Source organism: Streptomyces sp. DSM 116793, from assembly GCF_057320905.1.
The window spans coordinates 6,918,575-6,938,489 of sequence record NZ_CM170494.1; the positions used below are offsets into that span (position 1 = coordinate 6,918,575).

The 19,915-nt window shown below is 72.0% G+C and carries 18 protein-coding genes and 3 tRNA genes; 14 read left to right on the plus strand and 7 right to left on the minus strand.

Annotated elements, in window-relative coordinates:
• Window positions 1–223: 223 nt before the first annotated feature.
• The 4 genes from ACSMXW_RS27200 to ACSMXW_RS27215 all read right to left on the minus strand — a co-directional run bounded on the left by ACSMXW_RS27200 (window position 224) and on the right by ACSMXW_RS27215 (window position 5,928).
• Window positions 224–799, minus strand: a complete 576-nt coding sequence (locus ACSMXW_RS27200) for a GTP-binding protein (protein ID WP_485800085.1) — start codon at window positions 797–799, stop codon at window positions 224–226.
• Entirely contained in the window at window positions 780–1,187 is a 408-nt protein-coding gene (locus ACSMXW_RS27205) for a DUF742 domain-containing protein (protein WP_485800086.1), read from the minus strand. Before ACSMXW_RS27205 ends, ACSMXW_RS27200 begins: the two co-directional genes overlap by 20 nt.
• A 130-nt stretch (window positions 1,188–1,317) precedes the next feature.
• Window positions 1,318–1,731 (minus strand): roadblock/LC7 domain-containing protein, encoded by a 414-nt coding sequence (locus ACSMXW_RS27210; RefSeq protein WP_212911881.1) that lies wholly within the window; start codon window positions 1,729–1,731, stop codon window positions 1,318–1,320.
• Window positions 1,732–1,740: 9 nt separating this feature from the next.
• The gene (locus tag ACSMXW_RS27215) at window positions 1,741–5,928 is read right to left on the minus strand and encodes a sensor histidine kinase (RefSeq protein WP_485800087.1); all 4,188 of its coding nucleotides are present in this window, start codon (window positions 5,926–5,928) and stop codon (window positions 1,741–1,743) included.
• A 541-nt stretch (window positions 5,929–6,469) separates the two neighbouring features.
• On the opposite strand from ACSMXW_RS27215, the gene ACSMXW_RS27220 reads away from it, so the two are divergent.
• The 7 genes from ACSMXW_RS27220 (at window position 6,470) to ACSMXW_RS27250 (ending at window position 10,631) form a co-directional block, all read left to right on the plus strand.
• Entirely contained in the window at window positions 6,470–6,688 is a 219-nt protein-coding gene (locus tag ACSMXW_RS27220) for a hypothetical protein (protein ID WP_485800088.1), read from the plus strand.
• A gap of 257 nt (window positions 6,689–6,945) precedes the next feature.
• Window positions 6,946–7,755, plus strand: coding sequence for a fumarylacetoacetate hydrolase family protein (locus ACSMXW_RS27225; protein WP_485800089.1), 810 nt, complete (start codon window positions 6,946–6,948; stop codon window positions 7,753–7,755).
• Window positions 7,748–9,247 (plus strand): glutamate--tRNA ligase, encoded by a 1,500-nt coding sequence (gltX, locus tag ACSMXW_RS27230; protein WP_485800090.1) that lies wholly within the window; start codon window positions 7,748–7,750, stop codon window positions 9,245–9,247. Before ACSMXW_RS27225 ends, gltX begins: the two co-directional genes overlap by 8 nt.
• Before the next feature lie 222 nt (window positions 9,248–9,469).
• Complete coding sequence (locus ACSMXW_RS27235) at window positions 9,470–10,219, plus strand: HAD family hydrolase (RefSeq protein ID WP_485800092.1); 750 nt, start codon at window positions 9,470–9,472, stop codon at window positions 10,217–10,219.
• An 89-nt stretch (window positions 10,220–10,308) separates the two neighbouring features.
• Window positions 10,309–10,380: transfer RNA gene (locus ACSMXW_RS27240), tRNA-Gln, on the plus strand.
• Between the two features lie 21 nt (window positions 10,381–10,401).
• Window positions 10,402–10,474 (plus strand) — tRNA-Glu (locus ACSMXW_RS27245).
• Window positions 10,475–10,555: 81 nt separating this feature from the next.
• Window positions 10,556–10,631, plus strand: a tRNA-Glu gene (locus tag ACSMXW_RS27250).
• A gap of 218 nt (window positions 10,632–10,849) precedes the next feature.
• Here ACSMXW_RS27250 and ndgR read toward each other — a convergent pair.
• Entirely contained in the window at window positions 10,850–11,566 is a 717-nt protein-coding gene (gene ndgR, locus ACSMXW_RS27255) for an IclR family transcriptional regulator NdgR (RefSeq protein WP_485800093.1), read from the minus strand.
• 217 nt (window positions 11,567–11,783) lie between these two features.
• On the opposite strand from ndgR, the gene leuC reads away from it, so the two are divergent.
• From leuC to ACSMXW_RS27275, 4 genes are all read left to right on the plus strand, one after another.
• A complete protein-coding gene (gene leuC / locus ACSMXW_RS27260) occupies window positions 11,784–13,214 on the plus strand; it encodes a 3-isopropylmalate dehydratase large subunit (protein ID WP_485800095.1) in 1,431 nt (476 codons plus the stop codon).
• 147 nt (window positions 13,215–13,361) lie between these two features.
• Window positions 13,362–13,955, plus strand: coding sequence for a 3-isopropylmalate dehydratase small subunit (leuD, locus tag ACSMXW_RS27265; protein WP_485800097.1), 594 nt, complete (start codon window positions 13,362–13,364; stop codon window positions 13,953–13,955).
• Between the two features lie 333 nt (window positions 13,956–14,288).
• Complete coding sequence (locus ACSMXW_RS27270) at window positions 14,289–14,516, plus strand: SCO5555 family protein (RefSeq protein ID WP_485800098.1); 228 nt, start codon at window positions 14,289–14,291, stop codon at window positions 14,514–14,516.
• Between the two features lie 162 nt (window positions 14,517–14,678).
• Window positions 14,679–15,329 carry an HU family DNA-binding protein gene (locus ACSMXW_RS27275; RefSeq protein WP_485800100.1) on the plus strand — a complete coding sequence of 217 codons (651 nt, stop codon included), beginning with the start codon at window positions 14,679–14,681 and terminating at the stop codon, window positions 15,327–15,329.
• 299 nt (window positions 15,330–15,628) lie between these two features.
• Here ACSMXW_RS27275 and ACSMXW_RS27280 read toward each other — a convergent pair whose 3' ends face one another.
• Together ACSMXW_RS27280 and cofC are read right to left on the minus strand one after the other, a co-directional pair.
• Window positions 15,629–15,835 carry a hypothetical protein gene (locus tag ACSMXW_RS27280; RefSeq protein WP_485800102.1) on the minus strand — a complete coding sequence of 69 codons (207 nt, stop codon included), beginning with the start codon at window positions 15,833–15,835 and terminating at the stop codon, window positions 15,629–15,631.
• Window positions 15,836–15,934: 99 nt separating this feature from the next.
• On the minus strand, window positions 15,935–16,600 hold the full coding sequence (cofC, locus tag ACSMXW_RS27285; RefSeq protein ID WP_485800104.1) for a 2-phospho-L-lactate guanylyltransferase: 666 nt from the start codon (window positions 16,598–16,600) through the stop codon (window positions 15,935–15,937).
• A 188-nt stretch (window positions 16,601–16,788) separates the two neighbouring features.
• On the opposite strand from cofC, the gene ACSMXW_RS27290 reads away from it, so the two are divergent.
• From ACSMXW_RS27290 to ACSMXW_RS27300, 3 genes are all read left to right on the plus strand, one after another.
• Window positions 16,789–17,562, plus strand: a complete 774-nt coding sequence (locus tag ACSMXW_RS27290; protein WP_485800106.1) for a lysophospholipid acyltransferase family protein — start codon at window positions 16,789–16,791, stop codon at window positions 17,560–17,562.
• Entirely contained in the window at window positions 17,559–18,626 is a 1,068-nt protein-coding gene (locus ACSMXW_RS27295) for an NAD(P)H-dependent glycerol-3-phosphate dehydrogenase (RefSeq protein WP_485800108.1), read from the plus strand. Before ACSMXW_RS27290 ends, ACSMXW_RS27295 begins: the two co-directional genes overlap by 4 nt.
• Window positions 18,627–18,754: 128 nt before the next feature.
• A complete protein-coding gene (locus ACSMXW_RS27300) occupies window positions 18,755–19,906 on the plus strand; it encodes a D-alanine--D-alanine ligase family protein (RefSeq protein WP_485800110.1) in 1,152 nt (383 codons plus the stop codon).
• Window positions 19,907–19,915 lie beyond the last annotated feature (9 nt).

Below are 19,915 nucleotides of genomic sequence, written 5' to 3' on the forward strand. Positions count from 1 at the left end.
CAGTGGCACCGGACGACCGCGACGCGTGGCGGCACCCGAGGAATTCCGTGTCGAAATGTTATGAACACCCGAAGCGGCCGTGTCAACCGACCCGGCCGCCCCGGATGAAGGCCGTCAACCGCCCTGCCGGCACCGGCGTCCGGGCGGCCCGCCGACCGATCGGCGCGGCCCGTGGACCGCGCCCCGCACATCCCGGCGGCGGCGCGCACCGTACCCCGGCCGTCTACCGCAGCCGGGCCATCAGCGCGTGCTCCACGAGAGTGATGAGGGCACTCTTGGCGTCGGCGCGGTGGCGGGCGTCGGTGGTGATGATGGGGGTGTCGGGGCCGATCTGGAGGGCCTCGCGCACCTCGTCGGGGGAGTAGGGCTGCTGGCCGTCGAAGCCGTTGAGGGCGATGACGAAGGGCAGTCCGGAGTTCTCGAAGTAGTCGACGGCGGGGAAGCAGTCGGCGAGCCTGCGGGTGTCGACGAGGACGACGGCGCCGATGGCGCCGCGTACGAGGTCGTCCCACATGAACCAGAACCGGTCCTGGCCGGGGGTGCCGAACAGGTAGAGGATCAGGTCCTGGTCCAGGGTGATGCGGCCGAAGTCCATGGCCACGGTCGTGGTGGTCTTGTCCCCGGTGTGTGTCAGGTCGTCGATGCCTGCCGAGGCCGACGTCATGACGGCCTCGGTGCGCAGCGGGTTGATCTCCGAGACCGCGCCGACGAACGTGGTCTTGCCCACGCCGAAACCACCGGCCACCACGATCTTCGCGGAGGTCGTCGAGCGACCTCCTTCAGAGCTTGCGAAGTCCACTGAGCACCCTTTCCAGCAGTGTCACATCCGGCTGACCACCGGCATTCTCATCGCCACCCGGCTGGTGGATCGCCACGAGCCCCGCCTCCGCCAGGTCGGCGACGAGGATCCGCGCCACGCCCAGCGGCATCGACAGCAGCGCCGAGACCTCCGCCACGGACTTCACCTCACGGCACAGGTGGCAGATCCGCTGGTGCTCCGGGAGCAGCCCCATGAGCTGCGCCGGGTCGGCGGTCGTGCTCACCAGCGCCTCGATGGCGAGCTGGTACCGCGGCCTGGTCCGGCCACCTGTCATGGCATACGGACGCACCAGCGGCTGGTCGCCCTCCGGACCGTACGCCTGATGGGACGCTCCGTACGGGTCGTGAGAGGCGGTGGGCGGGGTCATGAATCCTCCGGGCGGGACAGCAAGGGGTTTGCGTGCCGTCTGACAGAGCCGGTGGGGGGATGGGCTGTGGCGGCCGGACGGTGCGACGGTTCGTTCGGGCGTTCGGACGTGTGGTGTGGCCTGACGGAGGCTAGTGGAGCAGGCTGCCCTGGAGTTCCGCGCGCAGGTCCGGTGTCAGCACCGCACCGGCGCGGTCCACGAGCAGTGCCATCTCGTAGCCCACGAGACCGATGTCGCACTCCGGGTGGGCGAGGACGGCCAGTGAGGAGCCGTCCGATATCTGCATGATGAAGAGGAAGCCTCGCTCCATCTCCACCACGGTCTGTGTGACCATGCCGCCCTCGAAGATGCGGGATGCCCCCGACGTGAGGGAGGTCAGGCCCGAGGCGACGGCCGCGAGCTGATCGGCGCGGTCGCGCGGGAAGCCTTCGGACATCGCCAGAAGGAGTCCGTCGGCGGAGACCACCACGGTGTGGGACACGCCTGGGGTGTTGTCCACGAAATTGGTGATCAACCAGTTCAGGTTCTGTGCCGCCTGGCTCATGGGGCTCAACTAACGCTCCTGCTGGTGAGTGGGGCTCGGGAAGCTGCCGGTGGTCGAACCCGTTCCGGCCTGCCGCCCCTGCTGGATGCCCCGACGGAGATTGGTCAGCCTGCCGCGCACGTCGTCGGGTGCGCGTGACACCTGCGGTCCGGCCTGCTGTGGTTGCTGCTGAGCCGTGCCCGCGACGAGGTTGGCCCGCGGCACCCGGCGCGGAAGACCTGACGTGGTGACTCCGCCGGCCGTGGGCTGGCGGACCCGCTCGGCCTGGCGGACCAGCTCGTCGTTGGGCGAGCTGCGCCAGGTGGAGCCGTCCGGGAGGAGCTGGCCGTTCGCATCCGGCGAGCCCCCGGACCCGTCGCCGCCCAGGCCCAAGGAGTTGCCCCCGCCCTGGAAGGCGTCGAAACCGCCCGAGTCGCCCGACGAGCCCCCGGCCTGCCGGGACGGCGGCTCCTCCGGGGACTGCGCCGCCGCTGCCCGGCCACCACCACGGAACCAGTTGGTCTCCAGGGTGTCGTAGAGCGGCGTACGGCCGTCACCGGGACCCGCCGGCGGCAGTGGCTCGGGCTCCGCGGCCTGTGCCGCCGGCCGCAGCGGCAGCCGGCCCCGGTCGAACTGCGGCGCCGTGAAGCCACCGGTGTCCCCGGTGCCCCCCGGGCGCGGTACGTCCTGTGCGCGTGGTGCGTCCTGCCTGCCGGACGGTGCACCGCCGAAGGAGGGACGCTCGAACTGGCCGGTGGAGGAGGCGTCCCGGCCCTCCCGGCGGCTGTCGTAGCCGGGGACGGGGAACTGGCCACTGGAGGACGGGTCCTGCGGCCCGGCGCCCCGGCTGTCGAAGCCCGGCACCGCGTACTGGCCGGTGGAGGAGGCGTCCCGGCCCTCCCGGCGGCTGTCGTAGCCGGGGACGGGGAACTGGCCACTGGAGGACGGGTCCTGGCGGGAGACGCCGGGCACCGGGAACTGCCCGGTGGAGGACGCATCCTGCGGCGCTGCCCCCCGGGCGTCGTGGCCCGGCACCGGGAACTGCCCCGTCGAGGAGGCGTCCTGGCGGCGCTGCCCGCCGAAGTCACCCGCGTCCTGAGCGCCGAAGACGTCCGAGCGGGTGTACTGGCCGGGGCCCTGCGCCCCGCCCGGGCGGGGCGCGTTGAAGTCGGGCCGGGGGAACTCCGCCGTGGACCCGGGACCCTGCCGGTCGTCGATCCGGGGGAACTCCGCCGTGGACCCGGGACCCTGCCGGTCGTCGATCCGGGGCATCTCCGCCGTGGACCCGGGACCCTGCCGGTCGCCGCCGCCCAGCGCCGGGAACTGCCCGGTGGAGGCGCCGTCCCGCGGTCCGCCCTGCCGCTCGTCCATGGGGTCGCCCATCCGGGCGAAGGGCGACGCGTGCTCGTCGTGGCCGCGCGGCGCGTCCGGCCGCGACTGCGGGCCGGTGTCGTTGCTCCAGCTCGGCACGCGCTGACCGCCCGGCGCCTGCGGCGCCTGGGACGCCGGGCTGCCGCCGGGCAGCTCGGCACGCGGCGCGCCGCGCGGGGGGAGCTGCGGCCTGCCGCCGCGGTCGGCCTCGCCGGTGCGCTGCGACGGCACCGGGGCGCGGCCCTGGCCCGGGCGGCCGGCGTGCCGCCCCGTACCGCCCGCGCTGACCGGACCGAGGCCCGGTGCGCCGGAGTCCTGCCCGAAGGCGCTCGCCCCGGCCGGGCTGCCCTGCCGGGGGACACCCGGATCCTGTGGGGCGACGGGCCGCTGCGGGGGCACCGGGCCCTGGGGGGCCACGGGGCCCCGCCGGCCGCCGGAACCGCTCGGCTCACTGCCGGAGCCGGGGCGCTGGGGAGCCCCCGGGCCGGCGTCGCGGGACGGCAGCGCGGCGCGCGGTGCCGTGCCCGCGCCGACCTGGCCGCGCGACGCACCGGCACCCAGCCGGCCCCCGGAGGCGCCGGGGCCCGCGCCGGGCCCACCCGGCGCACCCGCACCGCGGCGGGCGGCCGCGGCACCCGCGGCCGCCTGGGCGGCGGCGGGACCGCCCCCGGGCGCCCCGGACTTGCCGGGCCCGCGCCGGCCGCCCTGGGCGACGTCGACGGGAAGCATGACCAGCGCGGTGGTGCCACCGGAGTCGGAGGGCCTCAGCTGGATGCGGATGCCGTGCCGCTGCGAGAGGCGGCCGACCACGAACAGACCCATCCGGCGGGAGACCGAGACGTCCACGGTGGGCGGCGAGGCGAGCCGCTCGTTGATCGCCGCCAGGTCCTCCGGGGAGAGGCCGATGCCGGTGTCGTGGATCTCCACCAGCACCCGGCCGTCCGGCAGGGCGTGACCGGTGACCTTGACCTTGGTCTGCGGTGAGGAGAACGAGGTGGCGTTCTCCAGCAGCTCGGCGAGCAGGTGCACGAGGTCGTTGACGACCCGGCCCGCGACCTCGGTCGCGGGCACGGCGGCCAGCTCGATGCGCTCGTACTGCTCCACCTCGGAGGCCGCGGCGCGCAGCACGTCGACCAGGGGCACGGGCCGGGTCCAGCGGCGGCCCGGCTCCTCGCCGGCGAGCACCAGGAGGTTCTCGCCGTTCCGGCGCATACGGGTGGCGAGGTGGTCGAGCTTGAAGAGCGAGGAGAGCTGGTCCGGGTCGGCCTCGCGGGACTCCAGTTCGGAGATCAGCGACAGCTGGCGCTGGATGAGGCCCTGGCTGCGGCGCGAGAGGTTGGTGAACATCGCGTTGACGTTGCCTCGCAGCAGCGCCTGCTCGGCGGCCAGGCGGACCGCCTCGCGGTGCACGTCGTCGAAGGCCGCGGCCACCTTCCCGATCTCGTCCCGGGAGTGCACGCCGACCGACTCGACGGAGGTGTCGACGTCCTGCGGGTCCGACTCGGAGAGCTGCTTGACCAGCTCCGGCAGACGGTCCTGGGCGACCTTGGTGGCGGTGTCCTGGAGCCGCCGCAGCGAGCGGATCATGGACCGCGCGACGATGAAGGCGCCGACCAGCGAGACACCGAGCACGAGCAGGATCAGCGCACCGCTGATGATGGCGTTCCGCTCGGACTCGCTGCGCAGCTCGCGGGCCTTCTGCTCCATCTCGTTGAGCAGCGTCAGCTCGATCTTGGACATCGCCTGGATCTTGGTGGAGTCGGCGTCCACCCAGTCCTTGTACGAGCGCTTGTCCTGGATCTTCATGCCGCCCTCTTGGTTGAGGACGTGCTGCGTGTAGGTGTCCGCCTCCTGGACGGTGGGGTTGCCGTCCTCGACCGGTTGCAGGAGCTCCTGGGCGTTGCCCGAGTAGATGCCGCTGAAGATGGTGATCTCGGCGCGTTCCTTGTTGTACGCGGCGAGGGCGTAGCGGCGGTCGGTCTCGCTGAGGTCGCCGCTCTCGTGGTTGTTGGGCGGCAGGGCGGCGGCGATCACGGCCCGCTGCACGGACGCGAACTCCTTGGCGGAGGAGAACGCCGCCAGCGCGCGGGTGCGCTGGATCATCTCCGGGTTGCTGGTCGCCTGGGCCATGTCCTCGGAGAGCGACAGCAGCTGCTGGATGAGCTGGCTGTACTGATCGACCGTCTGGGAGGACGAGTGGTGGTCCTTGTAGGCGTCCTTGCGGATGGTCTGCAGGGAGTTCAGCTGGGCGGTGATCTGGACGATGCTGGAGCGGATGCCCAGCAGGCCCGAGTCGCCGCCCGTGTCGTCGATCTTCTGGCTCTCGTTCTTGAACGCGCTGTACGCCAGGTCGGTCTTGTCCCGCGGGCCCTTGACGTCGAAGTCGGTGGGCTTGTCACCGTGCGCGAGCGGGCCGGCCGACTGGTCCCGCTCCTCCTCGAGCGCGGCGGCCAGCTCGGTCGCCTGCTTGGTCATGTCCGTCAGCAGCTTCATGTTGTCGAGCTGCTTGAGTTCGTCCATGGACTGGCCGATGCGCAGGGCGCCGAGGCTGGTCGCCGCCACCACGGGCAGGGCGAGCAGGGAGACCAGGCGCGTGGAGATCCGCCAGTTGCGCAGCGCTATTCGGGGGCCGGTGCCCGCCTGGGGCCTGGGCTTGGCGACGGGCGCCGGGGCCTGGGGGCCGGGCGCCGCAGGGGGCCGCGGCGCACGCTCACCACCGTCCGAGGCCCCGCCGGACGGCCCGGGCCCGGGATTCTGGGCGTGCGGGGCCGGGGAGCCGCGGTCGGGCCCGCCGTGCGGCTCCGACTCGGCCGAAGCGCTGCCATCCCTCTTGTAACGTCCCTGCACTAGCGTCGCAACCTCTGGACCAGGCGCCTCTCCGTGTCAACGCAGAGGCGGTTTCGGCGTGGTGGGGCGCTCCGCACCCCGTGGTCTTGAGTGACCGGCGCCGGTCCCCCTTCCCGCCGCCACTCGGCGCTGCTCTGCGCCCCTGTGCGCCGGACTCGATCCCCGCGGCGGTCCCGGGAATTCCAGCACAGTGCGGGATCTCCAACAAGGGCCGTGTCCCAGCCTGTGACCACCGTGACGCCGTGTGAGGAGTGGATTACGTCCGGTGGAAAGCGTTCCGCCTTATAACGGACTTTTCGCTGGACCCCGGCCGTGCGGTTCCGGTGTCCCAGACGGCATGATCGGGAGAGGAATGCGGGGGTCGATGGCCTGATGTCCGTTTCTCGTCCTTCCGATTTCGGTCCTGATTGTCGCCTTTGTACCTTGATTCGTGAGCAAACTCACATGGAGATCATGGCCGCTTCCCGACGTGCGGCCGAAGACGATGTTTAGCCTGACGATTTACCGACAGCCCTCTACTGCAAAGGTCCTCAGCGGTCTCATGAAGACGACGATGATGTTCCGCACGATAGCCAATCCGCGGCGCACCACTCTGGCGAAGCTCGGCGACGCGGAGGCACCGGAGGCGCCGGAGCAGCCGGAACACGCCGTCACCCTCCCCTCCCAGACGGCCAACCCGCGCCGCACGATTCTCGTCACCCTGCCGGGCGAGGACTCCACGGAGGCGGACACGGACGCCTCGGACACCCCGGCTCGGTAGGGGCGCAGCCCCGATCTCCGAGGTGCGCGGGGAACTGCCGGGGCACCTGCCGTGCCCTTCAGGCGGTGGGGGACAACCACGACGAGATGCGGGCGTAGCCACCGCCCCCGGGGACCGTCCGGCGAAGCCGGACCACCAGCCGGTGGGGGGTGCTCGCGCGGTTCCCGCCCCCTGACGGGGCGCGCCGGCACCGTCCGCCCCGGGCGTTAGCCTTGAGCGTCAGACTCCAGCCGGCTCACTGAGGAGCATAGGCAGCCGTGCGCATCGCCAGGTTCTCCATCGACGGAAACGTCGCCTTCGGCGCGGTCGAGGGCGAGGTGTCCCCGGCCGGCCCGACCGACGGGGCCGACGGTCTCGTCCTCGACATCATCAAGGGCATCCCGTTCACCGACTTCGAGCTCAGCGGCACCAAGGTGCCGCTGAGCAAGGTGCGGCTGCTGCCGCCGGTGCTCCCCAGCAAGGTCGTCGCCTTCGGCCGCAACTACTCGGAGCACGCCGCCGAGCTGGGCAACGCGGTCCCCGAAGCACCGTTCGCCTTCTTCAAGCCGTCCACGTCCGTGATCGGCACCGGGGACGAGATCGTGCACCCCTCGTTCTCCGAGGAACTGCACCACGAGGCCGAGCTGGCCGTCGTCATCGGCAGGATGTGCCGGGAGGTGCCGCGCGAGCGCGTGGCCGACGTGATCTTCGGATACACCTGCGCCAACGACGTGACCGCGCGTGACGTGCAGAAGCGTGAGAAGCAGTGGGCCCGCGCGAAGGGATTCGACTCCTCGTGCCCCCTCGGTCCCTGGGTGGAGACCGGCATCGACCTGGCCACGGCCGGCGACCTGACCATCCAGTGCACGGTCAACGGCGACCAGCGCCAACTCGGCCGCACCAGCGAGATGATCCACCCGATCGAGGACCTGATCGTCAACGTCACGCAGGCCATGACCCTGCTTCCGGGTGACGTCGTCCTCACCGGCACCCCGGCCGGAGTCGGCCCCCTCACCGACGGCGACGAGGTCGCCGTCACCATCGAAGGCATCGGCACTCTCACCAACAAGGTGATCAAGCGTGGCTAACGCACCCGACCCCACCGGCCCCGCCATCCGCGTGAGGTTCTGTCCCTCGCCGACCGGCAACCCCCACGTGGGGCTGGTCCGCACCGCCCTGTTCAACTGGGCCTACGCCCGGCACCACGGCGGCACCTACGTGTTCCGCATCGAGGACACCGACGCGGCCCGCGACTCCGAGGAGTCCTACGAACAGCTCCTCGACGCCATGCGCTGGCTCGGCTTCGACTGGGACGAGGGCCCCGAGGTGGGCGGGCCGCACGCGCCGTACCGCCAGTCGCGGCGGATGGACATCTACCGGGACATCGCCCGGCAGCTCATGGAGAGCGGCCACGCCTACCACTGCTACTGCACCACCGAGGAACTCGAGGAGCGGCGCGCCGCGGCCCGCGCCGCCGGCCGGCCCTCCGGGTACGACGGCCACTGCCGGACGCTCACCCCCGAGCAGGTCGAGGCGTACCGCGCCGAGGGACGGGAGCCCATCGTCCGCTTCCGCATGCCGGACGAGGCGATCACCTTCACGGACCTGGTCCGCGGCGAGCTGACCTTCACGCCGGAGAACGTCTCGGACTACGGCATCGTCCGGGCCAACGGCGCTCCTCTCTACACGCTCGTCAATCCGATCGACGACGCGCTCATGGGGATCACCCATGTGCTGCGCGGCGAGGACCTGCTCTCCTCCACCCCGCGGCAGATCGCGCTCCACCGTGCGCTGATCGAGCTCGGCCACGCCAAGCAGGTGCCGGTCTTCGCCCACCTGCCGTACGTGATGGGCGAGGGGAACAAGAAGCTCTCCAAGCGCGACCCGCAGTCGTCCCTCAACCTCTACCGGGAGCGCGGCTTCCTCCCCGCGGGGCTGCTCAACTACCTCTCGCTGCTGGGCTGGTCGCTGGCGCCGGACCGGGACATCTTCACCATCGACGAGATGGTCGCCGCCTTCGACCTGGCGAACGTCAACCCGAACCCGGCACGCTTCGACCTGAAGAAGGCGGAGGCGATCAACGCCGACCACATCCGGATGCTGGATGTGAAGGCGTTCATCGAAGCCTGCGAGCCCTGGCTGAAGGCGCCGTACGCCCCGTGGGCCCCGGAGGACTTCGACCGGGCCGCCTTCGAGGCGATCGCCCCGCTGGCGCAGACCCGGGTGACGGTCCTGTCGGACATCACCGCGAACGTCGACTTCCTCTTCCTGCCCGAGCCGGTCTCGGACGAGGCGTCCTGGCAGAAGGCGATGAAGGAGGGGGCCGCCGACCTGCTGAGCACGGCGCGTGCCAACCTCGCGGCCCTCGGCGAGGACGAGTGGCGCGCCGACGCGCTCAAGGCCGCGGTGCTGGCGGCGGGCGAGGCGCACGGGCTCAAGCTCGGCAAGGCCCAGGCGCCGGTCCGTGTCGCCGTCACCGGTCGCACTGTCGGCCTGCCCCTCTTCGAGTCCCTTGAGGTACTCGGCCGCCCCCGCACCCTGTCCCGTGTGGACGCGGCCCTCACCAGGCTCACGGCCTGACGCGGGGGCATGGCGGCGCCCCTTGTCCAGGGCGTAGCCCCGATTCATCCAGGCGTAGCCCCGATCCCGAAGGGGTGCGGGGCTGTGTCGCCATGCCGCTCGGCGGCGGGGGCGCGGGCCACCACCGCAGTCCGTCCCGCACTGCCTGAGCGGCGGGGGAGGTACCGCGGCGTCGTTCTCCGCGCCCCCACGGGGGCGCGGCCCCGTCGCTAAGCTGACCGCATGAATGGCGGTCATACGCACCGGACCATCAAAGCCGTCGTCTGGGACGTGGACGACACGATCTTCGACTACGCGGGCGCCGACACCGCGGGCATGCGCGCGCACCTGGTCGCCGAGGGCCTGCTGGAGCGGTACGGGAGCGCGGAGGACGCGCTGGAGCTGTGGCGGGCGATCACCGGCCGGCACTGGGCGCGGTTCTCGGCCGGCGAGGTCGACTTCCTGGCGCAGCGGCGGGACCGGGTGCGGGAGTTCCTGGCCGCCGCGGCGCTGGACGACGCCGAGGCCGACCGCTGGTTCGGCCGCTACCTCACGCACTACGAGGCCGCCTGGGCGCTCTTCCCCGACACCGTGCCCGCCCTCGACGCCCTCGGCCGCACCCACCGGCACGCCGTGCTGTCGAATTCCGCCGCCCGGCCCCAGGAACGCAAGCTGCGCACGCTCGGTATACGGGACCGCTTCGAGGCGTTGCTGTGCGCCGCGGAGCTGGGCGTCTCCAAGCCGGAGGCCGGGGCCTTCCTGGCGGCCTGCGCGGTGCTCGGCCTGGAACCCGCCGAGGTCGCCTACGTGGGCGATCAGCCCGAGATCGACGCCCGCGGCGCCCACGACGCCGGCCTGCTCGGAATCTGGCTGGACAGGACCGGCGGCAACCGGGCGGTGCCGGAGGGTGTACGCCGCATCACAAGCCTCGCCGAGCTCCCGGCCGTGCTCAACGCCGATACCCGTTTTGGAGCGCCGTCCACCTTCGGGTAATGTTCTTCCTGCGCCGAGGGAAACGGGCAAGAGCCCGGGCCCCGTAAGCGCAAGCCGAACAGAAGCCTCATCTGGGGGTTGTGTTCTGGTGGCCTATGGTGTAATTGGCAGCACGACTGATTCTGGTTCAGTTAGTCTAGGTTCGAGTCCTGGTAGGCCAGCTCGCAGAGCTCATCTGCAAAGCCCCCGTTGTGTAGCGGCCTAGCACGCTGCCCTCTCAAGGCAGTAGCGCCGGTTCGAATCCGGTCGGGGGTACAGATCCATCCCGTGGTCCGACCGGGTAGCTCCCATCGGTGCACGGTGACAGCACCCGGCCCGCCGGGTGGGATCGCCAAGGCCCCCGTTGTGTAGCGGCCTAGCACGCCGCCCTCTCAAGGCGGTAGCGCCGGTTCGAATCCGGTCGGGGGTACCAGCAGGTTCCGTTCGATGGCTCTCCGCAGTGGCGGGGGGCCTTCTGTGCGTTCGGGCCTTGTGCGGTCCACCGTCGCGCTGTGGGCTCGGCAGCGCGCTGTGTGCTCGGGAGCGGGGAGGGCTGCCGCGGCGTTGAGGCCGCCCAGCCCGCTCAGTGACTGAGGTCACAGGGGAAGGTCACCTTCGGCGGGTGAGGCCACCGTCGGCAGGGCGGCCCGCTCAGCCGGCCCGGCGCAGCGCCTCGGTGAGCCGTGCCGCGGCGTCGATCACCGCCTGGGCGTGCATCCGCCCCGGGTGCCGGGTCAGCCGCTCGATCGGCCCGGAGACCGACACCGCGGCCACCACGCGGTTCGAGGGCCCGCGCACCGGGGCCGACACCGACGCCACCCCGGGCTCCCGCTCGCCGATCGACTGCGCCCAGCCCCTGCGGCGCACGCCGGACAGCGCGGTGGCCGTGAAACGCGCCCCCTGCAGGCCGCGGTGCAGCCGCTCCGGCTCCTCCCAGGCCATCAGGATCTGTGCGGACGAGCCCGCCTTCATGGTGAGCGTCGACCCCACCGGGACCGTGTCCCGCAGGCCCGACAGGCGCTCGGCCGCCGCCACGCAGATCCGCATGTCGCCCTGGCGGCGGTAGAGCTGCGCGCTCTCGCCCGTCACATCCCGCAGATGCGTGAGCACGGGGCCGGCCGTGGCCAGCAGGCGGTCCTCGCCGGCCGCCGCGGCCAGCTCCGCAAGGCGCGGGCCCAGGATGAACCGGCCCTGCATGTCCCGCGCCACCATCCGATGGTGTTCCAGCGCCACGGCGAGCCGGTGCGCCGTGGGCCGTGCCAGTCCGGTGGCCGAGACCAGGCCCGCGAGGGTGGCCGGACCGGACTCCAGGGCGCTCAGGACAAGAGCCGCCTTGTCCAGAACGCCGACGCCGCTAGAGTTGTCCATGAAACGATACTCGCGTCTCACTCTGTGAAACGCAAGTTCAATTTTGCCGGGAACTTGCCACTCTGTAGGACACCGGTCCGTACACCGATAACGGCCTGTACACCGGTACACCGCCGATGCCCGGCACGTCCCGGGGTGGCAGCGCGTCCATGCGGACGGGCGACGGCGTCCATGTCTCTAGTTGTGCCGGTCGATGACGCCGGCCGGAGGGAAAGCGATGGGTAGGACACTCGCGGAGAAGGTCTGGGACGATCACGTCGTCCGGCGCGCCGAGGGCGAGCCCGACCTTCTCTTCATCGATCTGCATCTGATCCACGAGGTCACCAGCCCCCAGGCCTTCGACGGGCTGCGGAAGAACGGCCGCCAGGTGCGCCGCAGGGACCTCACCATCGCGACCGAGGACCACAACACCCCGACCCTCGACATCGACAAGCCCATCGCGGACCCGGTCTCCCGCACCCAGCTGGAGACGCTGCGCAAGAACTGCGCCGAGTTCGGCGTACGGCTGCACCCGCTGGGCGACGTCGAGCAGGGCGTCGTGCACGTCGTGGGGCCCCAGCTCGGGCTGACCCAGCCCGGCACCACCGTGGTCTGCGGCGACTCCCACACCTCCACCCACGGCGCGTTCGGCGCCCTGGCCTTCGGCATCGGCACCTCCCAGGTCGAGCACGTGCTGGCCACCCAGACGCTGCCGATGGCCCGCCCCAAGACCATGGCCATCACGGTCGAGGGCGAACTCCCCGAGGGGGTCACGGCCAAGGACCTGATCCTCGCCATCATCGCGAGGATCGGCACCGGCGGCGGCCAGGGCTACGTCCTGGAGTACCGCGGCTCCGCCATCGAGAAGCTCTCGATGGAGGCCCGGATGACCATCTGCAACATGTCCATCGAGGCCGGCGCCCGCGCGGGCATGATCGCGCCCGACGAGACCACGTTCGCGTACCTCAAGGGCCGCCCGCACGCCCCCGAGGGCGAGGACTGGGACGCCGCGGTCGCCTACTGGAAGACGCTGCGCACCGACGACGACGCCGTCTTCGACGCCGAGGTGGTCATCGACGCGAGCACCCTCGCCCCCTATGTGACCTGGGGCACCAACCCGGGGCAGGGCCTGCCGCTGTCGGAGCGGGTCCCCGATCCCGCTTCGTACGAGGACCCCTCGGAGCGCCTGGCCGCGGAAAAGGCGCTGGAGTACATGGGGTTGTCCGCGGGGCAGCCGCTGCGCGAGATCAAGGTCGACACCGTCTTCGTGGGCTCCTGCACCAACGGCCGGATCGAGGACCTGCGGGCCGCGGCCGAGGTCGTGCGGGGCCGCAAAGTCGCCGACGGGGTACGGATGCTGGTCGTGCCGGGCTCCGCACGGGTGGGCCTGCAGGCCGTGGACGAGGGCCTGGACACGGTGTTCAAGGAGGCCGGCGCCGAGTGGCGGCACGCGGGATGTTCCATGTGCCTGGGCATGAACCCCGACCAACTGGCTCCCGGTGAGCGCTCCGCGTCCACCTCCAACCGCAACTTCGAGGGCCGCCAGGGCAAGGGCGGCCGGACCCACCTGGTATCGCCGCAGGTCGCCGCGGCCACCGCGGTCCTCGGCCACCTGGCCGCACCCGCCGACCTGTCCGACACCGACGTCACCGCGCCCGCGGCCGTCTGACCAGCCGCGGCGCCCCGCGGGGGCCGGCTCTCGCCGCGCGCCGGGACACCGGCCGGCGCGGCACGGCACCCGCGGGCCGCGGAACGTCCGCGGGCACAGACCGTCCGCGGGCGTTCGCAGACGTCCGCAGAACTCCGGAGGAAGACCATGGAAGCCTTCACCACCCACACCGGCCGGGCCGTCCCGCTGCGCCGCAGCAACGTCGACACCGACCAGATCATCCCCGCCCACTGGCTCAAGAAGGTCACCCGGGACGGGTTCGAGGACGGGCTCTTCGAGGCCTGGCGCAAGGACCCCGAGTTCATCCTGAACAAGCCCGAGCGGCAGGGTGCGACCGTGCTGGTCGCAGGCCCCGACTTCGGCACCGGGTCATCCCGTGAACACGCCGTGTGGGCACTGCAGAACTACGGCTTCAAGGCCGTGATCTCGTCCCGGTTCGCCGACATCTTCCGCGGCAACTCGCTCAAGAACGGCCTGCTCACCGTGGTTCTCGACCAGAAGGTCGTGGACGCGCTGTGGGCCCTGACCGAGGCCGACCCGACGGCCGAGGTCACCGTGGACCTCCAGGACCGCCAGGTGCGCGCCGAGGGCGTCACCGCCGACTTCGAGCTCGACGAGAACGCCCGCTGGCGGCTGCTGAACGGCCTGGACGACATCAGCATCACCCTGCGCAACGAGGACCAGATCGCGTCCTACGAGGCCGGACGGCCGTCGTTCAAGCCGCGCACGCTGCAGCTCTGACGGCGCCGGCCGGCCGCACCCCCGGCCCGCGGGCGCCACGCCCGGCCCCGGACCGCGGACACACCGTCCGACGGTCCTCGCAAGGCCTCGATGTACCCCCTACCGTGCACGGTTGGGGGTACATCCGTGTGCGTACTTTTCCCGGTCCGGGCGCCGCTCCGGGCGGCGCCGGCCCGGCGGTCAACTCCGGTGCCCGGCAGGGGAGTCGGCCCGGCGGGGCGCCGCGCTCCGGCGCGCCGGCGGGCCCTGGGGGCGCGGCGCCGGAACCCGTCCGGCCCCCAGGAGTTGCGCCCCGGGCAGGCGACAACTCGCCCCAGATGGCACAATCGGTGCATGGATCGCGATGACCAACTCGGGCTCTACGGCGTCGTCGCGGACCAGCTCAAGATCGCGCACGACAGGGTGCGCGCACTGCAAGTCCCGGAGGGCGTACGGATGGCGCTGACCCGGAAGCTGCTGGTCATCACGGCCGCGGCCAAGCACGATCTCGCCGAAGCCGCAAGGCGTCTGGAACAACTGAACGCAGACCTCGACGAGGGCCGATTCCCCGAGGACGTCTGAGCGTCGGGCCGCCGGGGCCGGCCGGGAAGTCGCAGACGGTCGGGACTCATTGCGGCACAAGGGTGATTAGGCCGTTTCGTGTTTGATTTGCGGTATATATCTGCCTAACGTGCGAAAAGGCTTGAACAGATTCGTTCTGGCGATGTCTCCGAAGGGGAAGACGTGAACAAGGCGCAGCTCGTAGAAGCGATTGCCGACAAGATGGGCGGGCGTCAGCAGGCGGCCGACGCCGTCGACGCCGTTCTGGACGCCATCGTCCGTGCGGTGGTCGGCGGAGAGCGGATTTCGGTCACCGGCTTCGGGTCGTTCGAGAAGGTCGACCGGCCCGCCCGCTACGCCCGCAACCCGCAGACCGGGGAACGCGTGAGGGTCAAGAAGACCTCGGTGCCCCGCTTCCGCGCGGGGCAGGGTTTCAAGGACCTGGTGAGCGGCTCCAAGAAGCTCCCGAAGGGAGAGGTCGCCGTCAAGAAGGCGCCCAAGGGCAGCCTGTCGGGTGGCACCAGGGCGACCGCCAAGGCCACCACGAAGAAGGCCACGGCGAAGACCACCGCCAAGGCGGCTCCCGCGAAACGGACCACGGCGAAGAAGGCCGCGCCCGCGAAGAAGACGACGGCGAAGAAGGCCGCGCCCGCGAAGAAGGCCCCGGCGAAGACCACGGCCAAGAAGGCGACTCCGGCGAAGAAGTCGACCGCGAAGAAGGCGACGGCGCGCAAGTCCGCGCCGGCGAGGAAGGCGACGGCCAAGAAGGCGCCGGCCAAGAAGTCGGCGGGACGCACGACCACCGCCAAGAAGGCCACGGCCCGTAGGAGGTAGGGCCTCGGGTCACCACGGGCACGCGCGCCGGGCCGGACTCCCTCGGGGAGCCCGGCCCGCGGTGTTCAGCGCCCCGAAGACCTCGGTCCGGGCTGCGCCCCGGTCCGTCTCCAGGGGCGCGGGGAATGCGCGCCCGGCTCCGACGAGACCGTCGGATCGTCACCGTCCCAAGGGGGCCGGTCCCGGTCGTCGCCGGACCACCGGCCGGTGGCGGGCCGGTCACTGCCCACTGCCACGAAGGCGTGCGAGGTACCCCGTCCCCGCGGCCCCCGCGGCCCCCGCGGCAGCCGGGGCGGGCATCACAGAGTCGCGAGGGTGATCAGCGTGATGCGCAGAGCGCCGTCGCCCGCCTCGGCGGCCTCGATCCGGACCCGCTGCCCCGGCCGCAGCAGCCGCAAGGCCCCCGCGTCGAAGGCGGCCGCGTCGAACCGCACCGGCGTGCCGTCGTCGAGCAGCACGCTGCCGCTGCGGGTCTCGGGGTCGTAGGTGTACGCGGTCGCCTGCATAGGGGCAGCTTAGGTGAGACGCCCGCCGCCCACACCCGGGCGCCCGGCGGGACGGCGAGCCGGGGCCGCCGGCGCTGCCGGAGACCAGTCCTCGGTACATCACGTCCCACCTGTTGATACATCGCAGGTCGAGTCCGCGATGAGCAGCCGGCCCGCGGCCGCGGCGGTGCGCGGGCCCACCCCGAGTGTCAGGGCGGCCCGCAGGTCCTCGCCGGTGTCCACGTCCTGGCGGACCGAGTCGACTCCGGCCAGCGTCAGTTCCACCGCACCGGAGGCGGCATGCCGCGCCCGCGACGCGGTTCCGAAGGCGGGTCGCAGCGGCGCGCCGGGCGCCGCGGACAGCAGGGTGGTGCCGACCCCGGCGGCGTCCGGGAGGAACGCCCGCGGGAACTCGCCGGCGGCCGCGAGCACCCGGGCCAGTTCGGCGGACCGCAGCGCCGGCAGGTCGGCGTTGAGGGCCGCCACGGCGGCGTCGGGGCGGCGCGCCCGCACCACGGCCGTACCGTGCGCCAGAGCGGCGTTCAGCCCGGCCCCCGGCTGGTCCGGCACGATCCGGGCGCCCAGCGCGGCCAGCTCGCGGCCCGCCCGGGCGTCGTCGGTGACGACCGCCACACCGCCGACACGCGGACAGCCGAGCGCGGCCGCCACGGTGTCCTGCGCGAAGGCCAGCGCGAGGCCGGGCCTGACACCGTCGCCCGCGGTGTCGGAGAGCCTGCTCTTGGCCCGCACCAGCGGTTTCAGCGGAATGACCAGGGTCCAGTGCACCGAGTTCCGTCCCTTCGCGTCGCGCCCATTGTCACCCCCCGGGCAGGACTGAGCCGCGCCCGGGTGGGTAAGCGAACCGGGCCGGGGTGCCGGGTGCGGGAAAACACCCGGGCGTACCGTGTCCTCGACAGACCGGCGGCCTGGGGCGACACTTGTGCGACCTCAGGCCCCTAACGGAAGGTGCACGCGTGTCCCGCCGCAGAATCGGCTTCTGGTACCGCCTTGCGGCAGTCATCTGCAAACCGCCGCTGGTGGTGCTGATCAAGCGTGACTGGCGTGGAATGGAGAACATTCCGGCTGACGGCGGATTTATCACCGTGGTGAACCACAATTCGCATGTGGACCCGTTCGCCTACGCCCACTTTCAGTACAACACCGGTCGCGTTCCGCGTTTCCTCGCCAAGCACGGGCTTTTCAAGAAGGGATTCGTGGGGGCCGTGATGCGCGGCACCGGGCAGATTCCCGTCTACCGCGAGAGCACCGACGCGCTCAGCGCGTTCCGTGCCGCGATCGACGCCGTGCGGCGCGGCGAGTGCGTGGCCTTCTACCCCGAGGGCACCCTCACCCGCGACCCGGACCAGTGGCCGATGACCGGCAAGACGGGCGCCGCCCGCGTTGCCCTGGAGACCAGGTGCCCGGTGATCCCCGTCGCCCAGTGGGGCGCCAACCTGCTGCTGCCGCCGTACGCCAAGAAGCCGGACCTGCTGCCCCGCAAGACCCACCACGTGCTCGCCGGACCACCGGTCGACCTGTCCCGCTTCTACGGCAAGGACCTGACCCCCGACCTCCTCAAGGAGGCCACCGAGGTCATCATGGACGCCATCACCGCCCAGCTGGAGGTGCTGCGCGGCGAGAAGGCGCCCGCGAAGCGCTATGACCCCCGGCAGGTCCGCATCGAGCAGCGCCGCAGGTCCGCCGCGGCCCGCGGCACCGGGAACGGCACACCGGAGGCCGGCAAGTGAGCGACCCCGTCCCGCCCCCCGCCGCCGCGACCGCCCCCGGTGCCCCCGCCCGTCCCGCCGGGCCGGTCCGGGCGGCCGTCTTCGGCACCGGATCCTGGGGCACCGCCTTCGCGGTCGTGCTCGCCGACGCCGGCTGCGAGGTCACGCTGTGGGCCCGCCGCGCCGACGTCGTGGACGCCGTCAACTCCACCCGCACCAACCCGGACTACCTGCCCGGCACCGAACTCCCCAGGACCGTGCGCGCCACCGTGGACCCCGCCGAGGCCGCGGCCGGTGCCGACCTCGCTTTCCTCTGCGTGCCCTCGCAGACGCTGCGCGACAACCTCGCCTCCTGGACGTCGCTGCTCGCCCCGGACACCGTGCTCGTCTCCCTGATGAAGGGCGTCGAGCTGGGTTCCGCGATGCGGATGAGCGAGGTCATCCAGGACGTGGCGAAGGTCGGGGAGGAGCGCATCGCGGTCGTCACGGGACCCAACCTGGCGCGGGAGATCGCCGCCCGGATGCCGGCGGCCGCGGTGGTCGCCTGCCGTGACGAGGCGGTGGCCCGGCGTATCCAGGCCGCCTGCCACACGCCGTACTTCCGTCCGTACACCAACACCGACGTCACCGGCTGCGAGCTGGGCGGCGCGGTCAAGAACGTGATCGGTCTCGCGGTCGGCATCGCGGACGGCATGGGGCTCGGTGACAACGCCAAGGGCTCGCTGATCACCCGCGGCCTCGCCGAGACCACCCGGCTCGGCCTCGCCATGGGCGCGGACCCGATGACGTTCTCGGGGCTCGCCGGGCTCGGCGACCTGGTCGCCACCTGCTCCTCGCCGCTCTCCCGCAACCACACCTTCGGCACCAACCTCGGCAGGGGCATGACCCTTCAGGAGACCATCGCGGTCACCAGGCAGACCGCGGAGGGGGTCAAGTCCTGCGAGTCCGTCCTCGATCTGGCCCGCAGGTACGGGGTGGACATGCCGATCACCGAGACGGTCGTCGGCATCGTGCACGAGGGGAAGCCGCCTGTCGTCGCCCTCAAGGAGCTGATGGCGCGCAGCGCCAAGCCCGAGCGGAGCTGAGCGTTTTTCCGGGGGGCACCCCCCGGACCCCTTGATCGCCCTTCGGGCTCGTCCTCGAACGCCGGACGGGCTTGTATGCGAGGCGCGTCCTTCGGCGATCAGCCCCCACCGGGTACCCTCATCGCGATATGAGCAGCGAGACCTCCCCCCAGAGCCACGAGATCCGCAAGCCGCGCGTTGCCGTCGTGTTCGGCGGGCGCAGCTCCGAGCACGGCATCTCGGTCGTCACCGCGGGTGCCGTGCTGCGGGCCATCGACCGTACGAAGTACGACGTCCTGCCCATCGGCATCACGACGGACGGACGCTGGGCGCTGACCGCCGACGAACCCGAGCGGATGGCCATCGCCGACCGCCGCGTGCCCACCGTCGCGGAACTCGCCGAGTCCACCGAGGGCGGCGTGGTGCTGCCGGTGGACCCCGGCAACCGCGAGGTCGTCTACACCGAGCCGGGGGCCGTGCCCAAGGCGCTCGGCGACGTCGACGTCGTCTTCCCCGTGCTGCACGGCCCCTACGGGGAGGACGGCACGCTGCAGGGCCTGCTGGAGCTCTCCGGGACGCCGTACGTGGGCTCGGGCGTGCTGGCCTCCGCCGTGGGCCAGGACAAGGACTACATGAAGCGGGTGTTCGCCTCCTTCGGGCTGCCCGTCGGCCCCTACCTGGTGATCCGCCCGCGCGAGTGGGAGCGGGACGAGAGCGCGGCGCGCAAGCGGATCGCCGACTTCGCGGGTGAGCACGGCTGGCCGCTGTTCGTGAAGCCGGCCAGGGCCGGCTCGTCGATCGGCATCACCAAGGTCGAGTCGTTCGACGGTCTCGACGAGGCGCTCGCCGAGGCCAGGCGGCACGACCCGAAGGTCCTCGTCGAGTCGCTGCTGCGGGGCCGCGAGATCGAGTGCGGGGTGCTGGAGTTCGAGGACGGGCCGCGCGCCAGCGTGCCGGCCGAGATCCCGCCGGCGCAGTCCCACGAGTTCTACGACTTCGAGGCGAAGTACATCGACGCCGCGCCGGGCCTGGTGCCCGCCCCGCTGACCCCCGAGCAGACCGCCGAGGTGCAGCGTCTCGCGGTCGCCGCCTTCGAGGCCGTCTCCTGCGAGGGCCTGGTGCGTGCGGACTTCTTCCTCACCGAGGACGGGGAGTTCGTGATCAACGAGATCAACACCATGCCCGGCTTCACCCCCATCTCCATGTACCCGCGGATGTGGCAGGAGAGCGGCGTCAGCTACGCCGAGCTGGTGGACCGTCTGGTGCAGGCGGCGCTCCGGCGGTCCACGGGGCTGCGGTAGCGGGTGCGG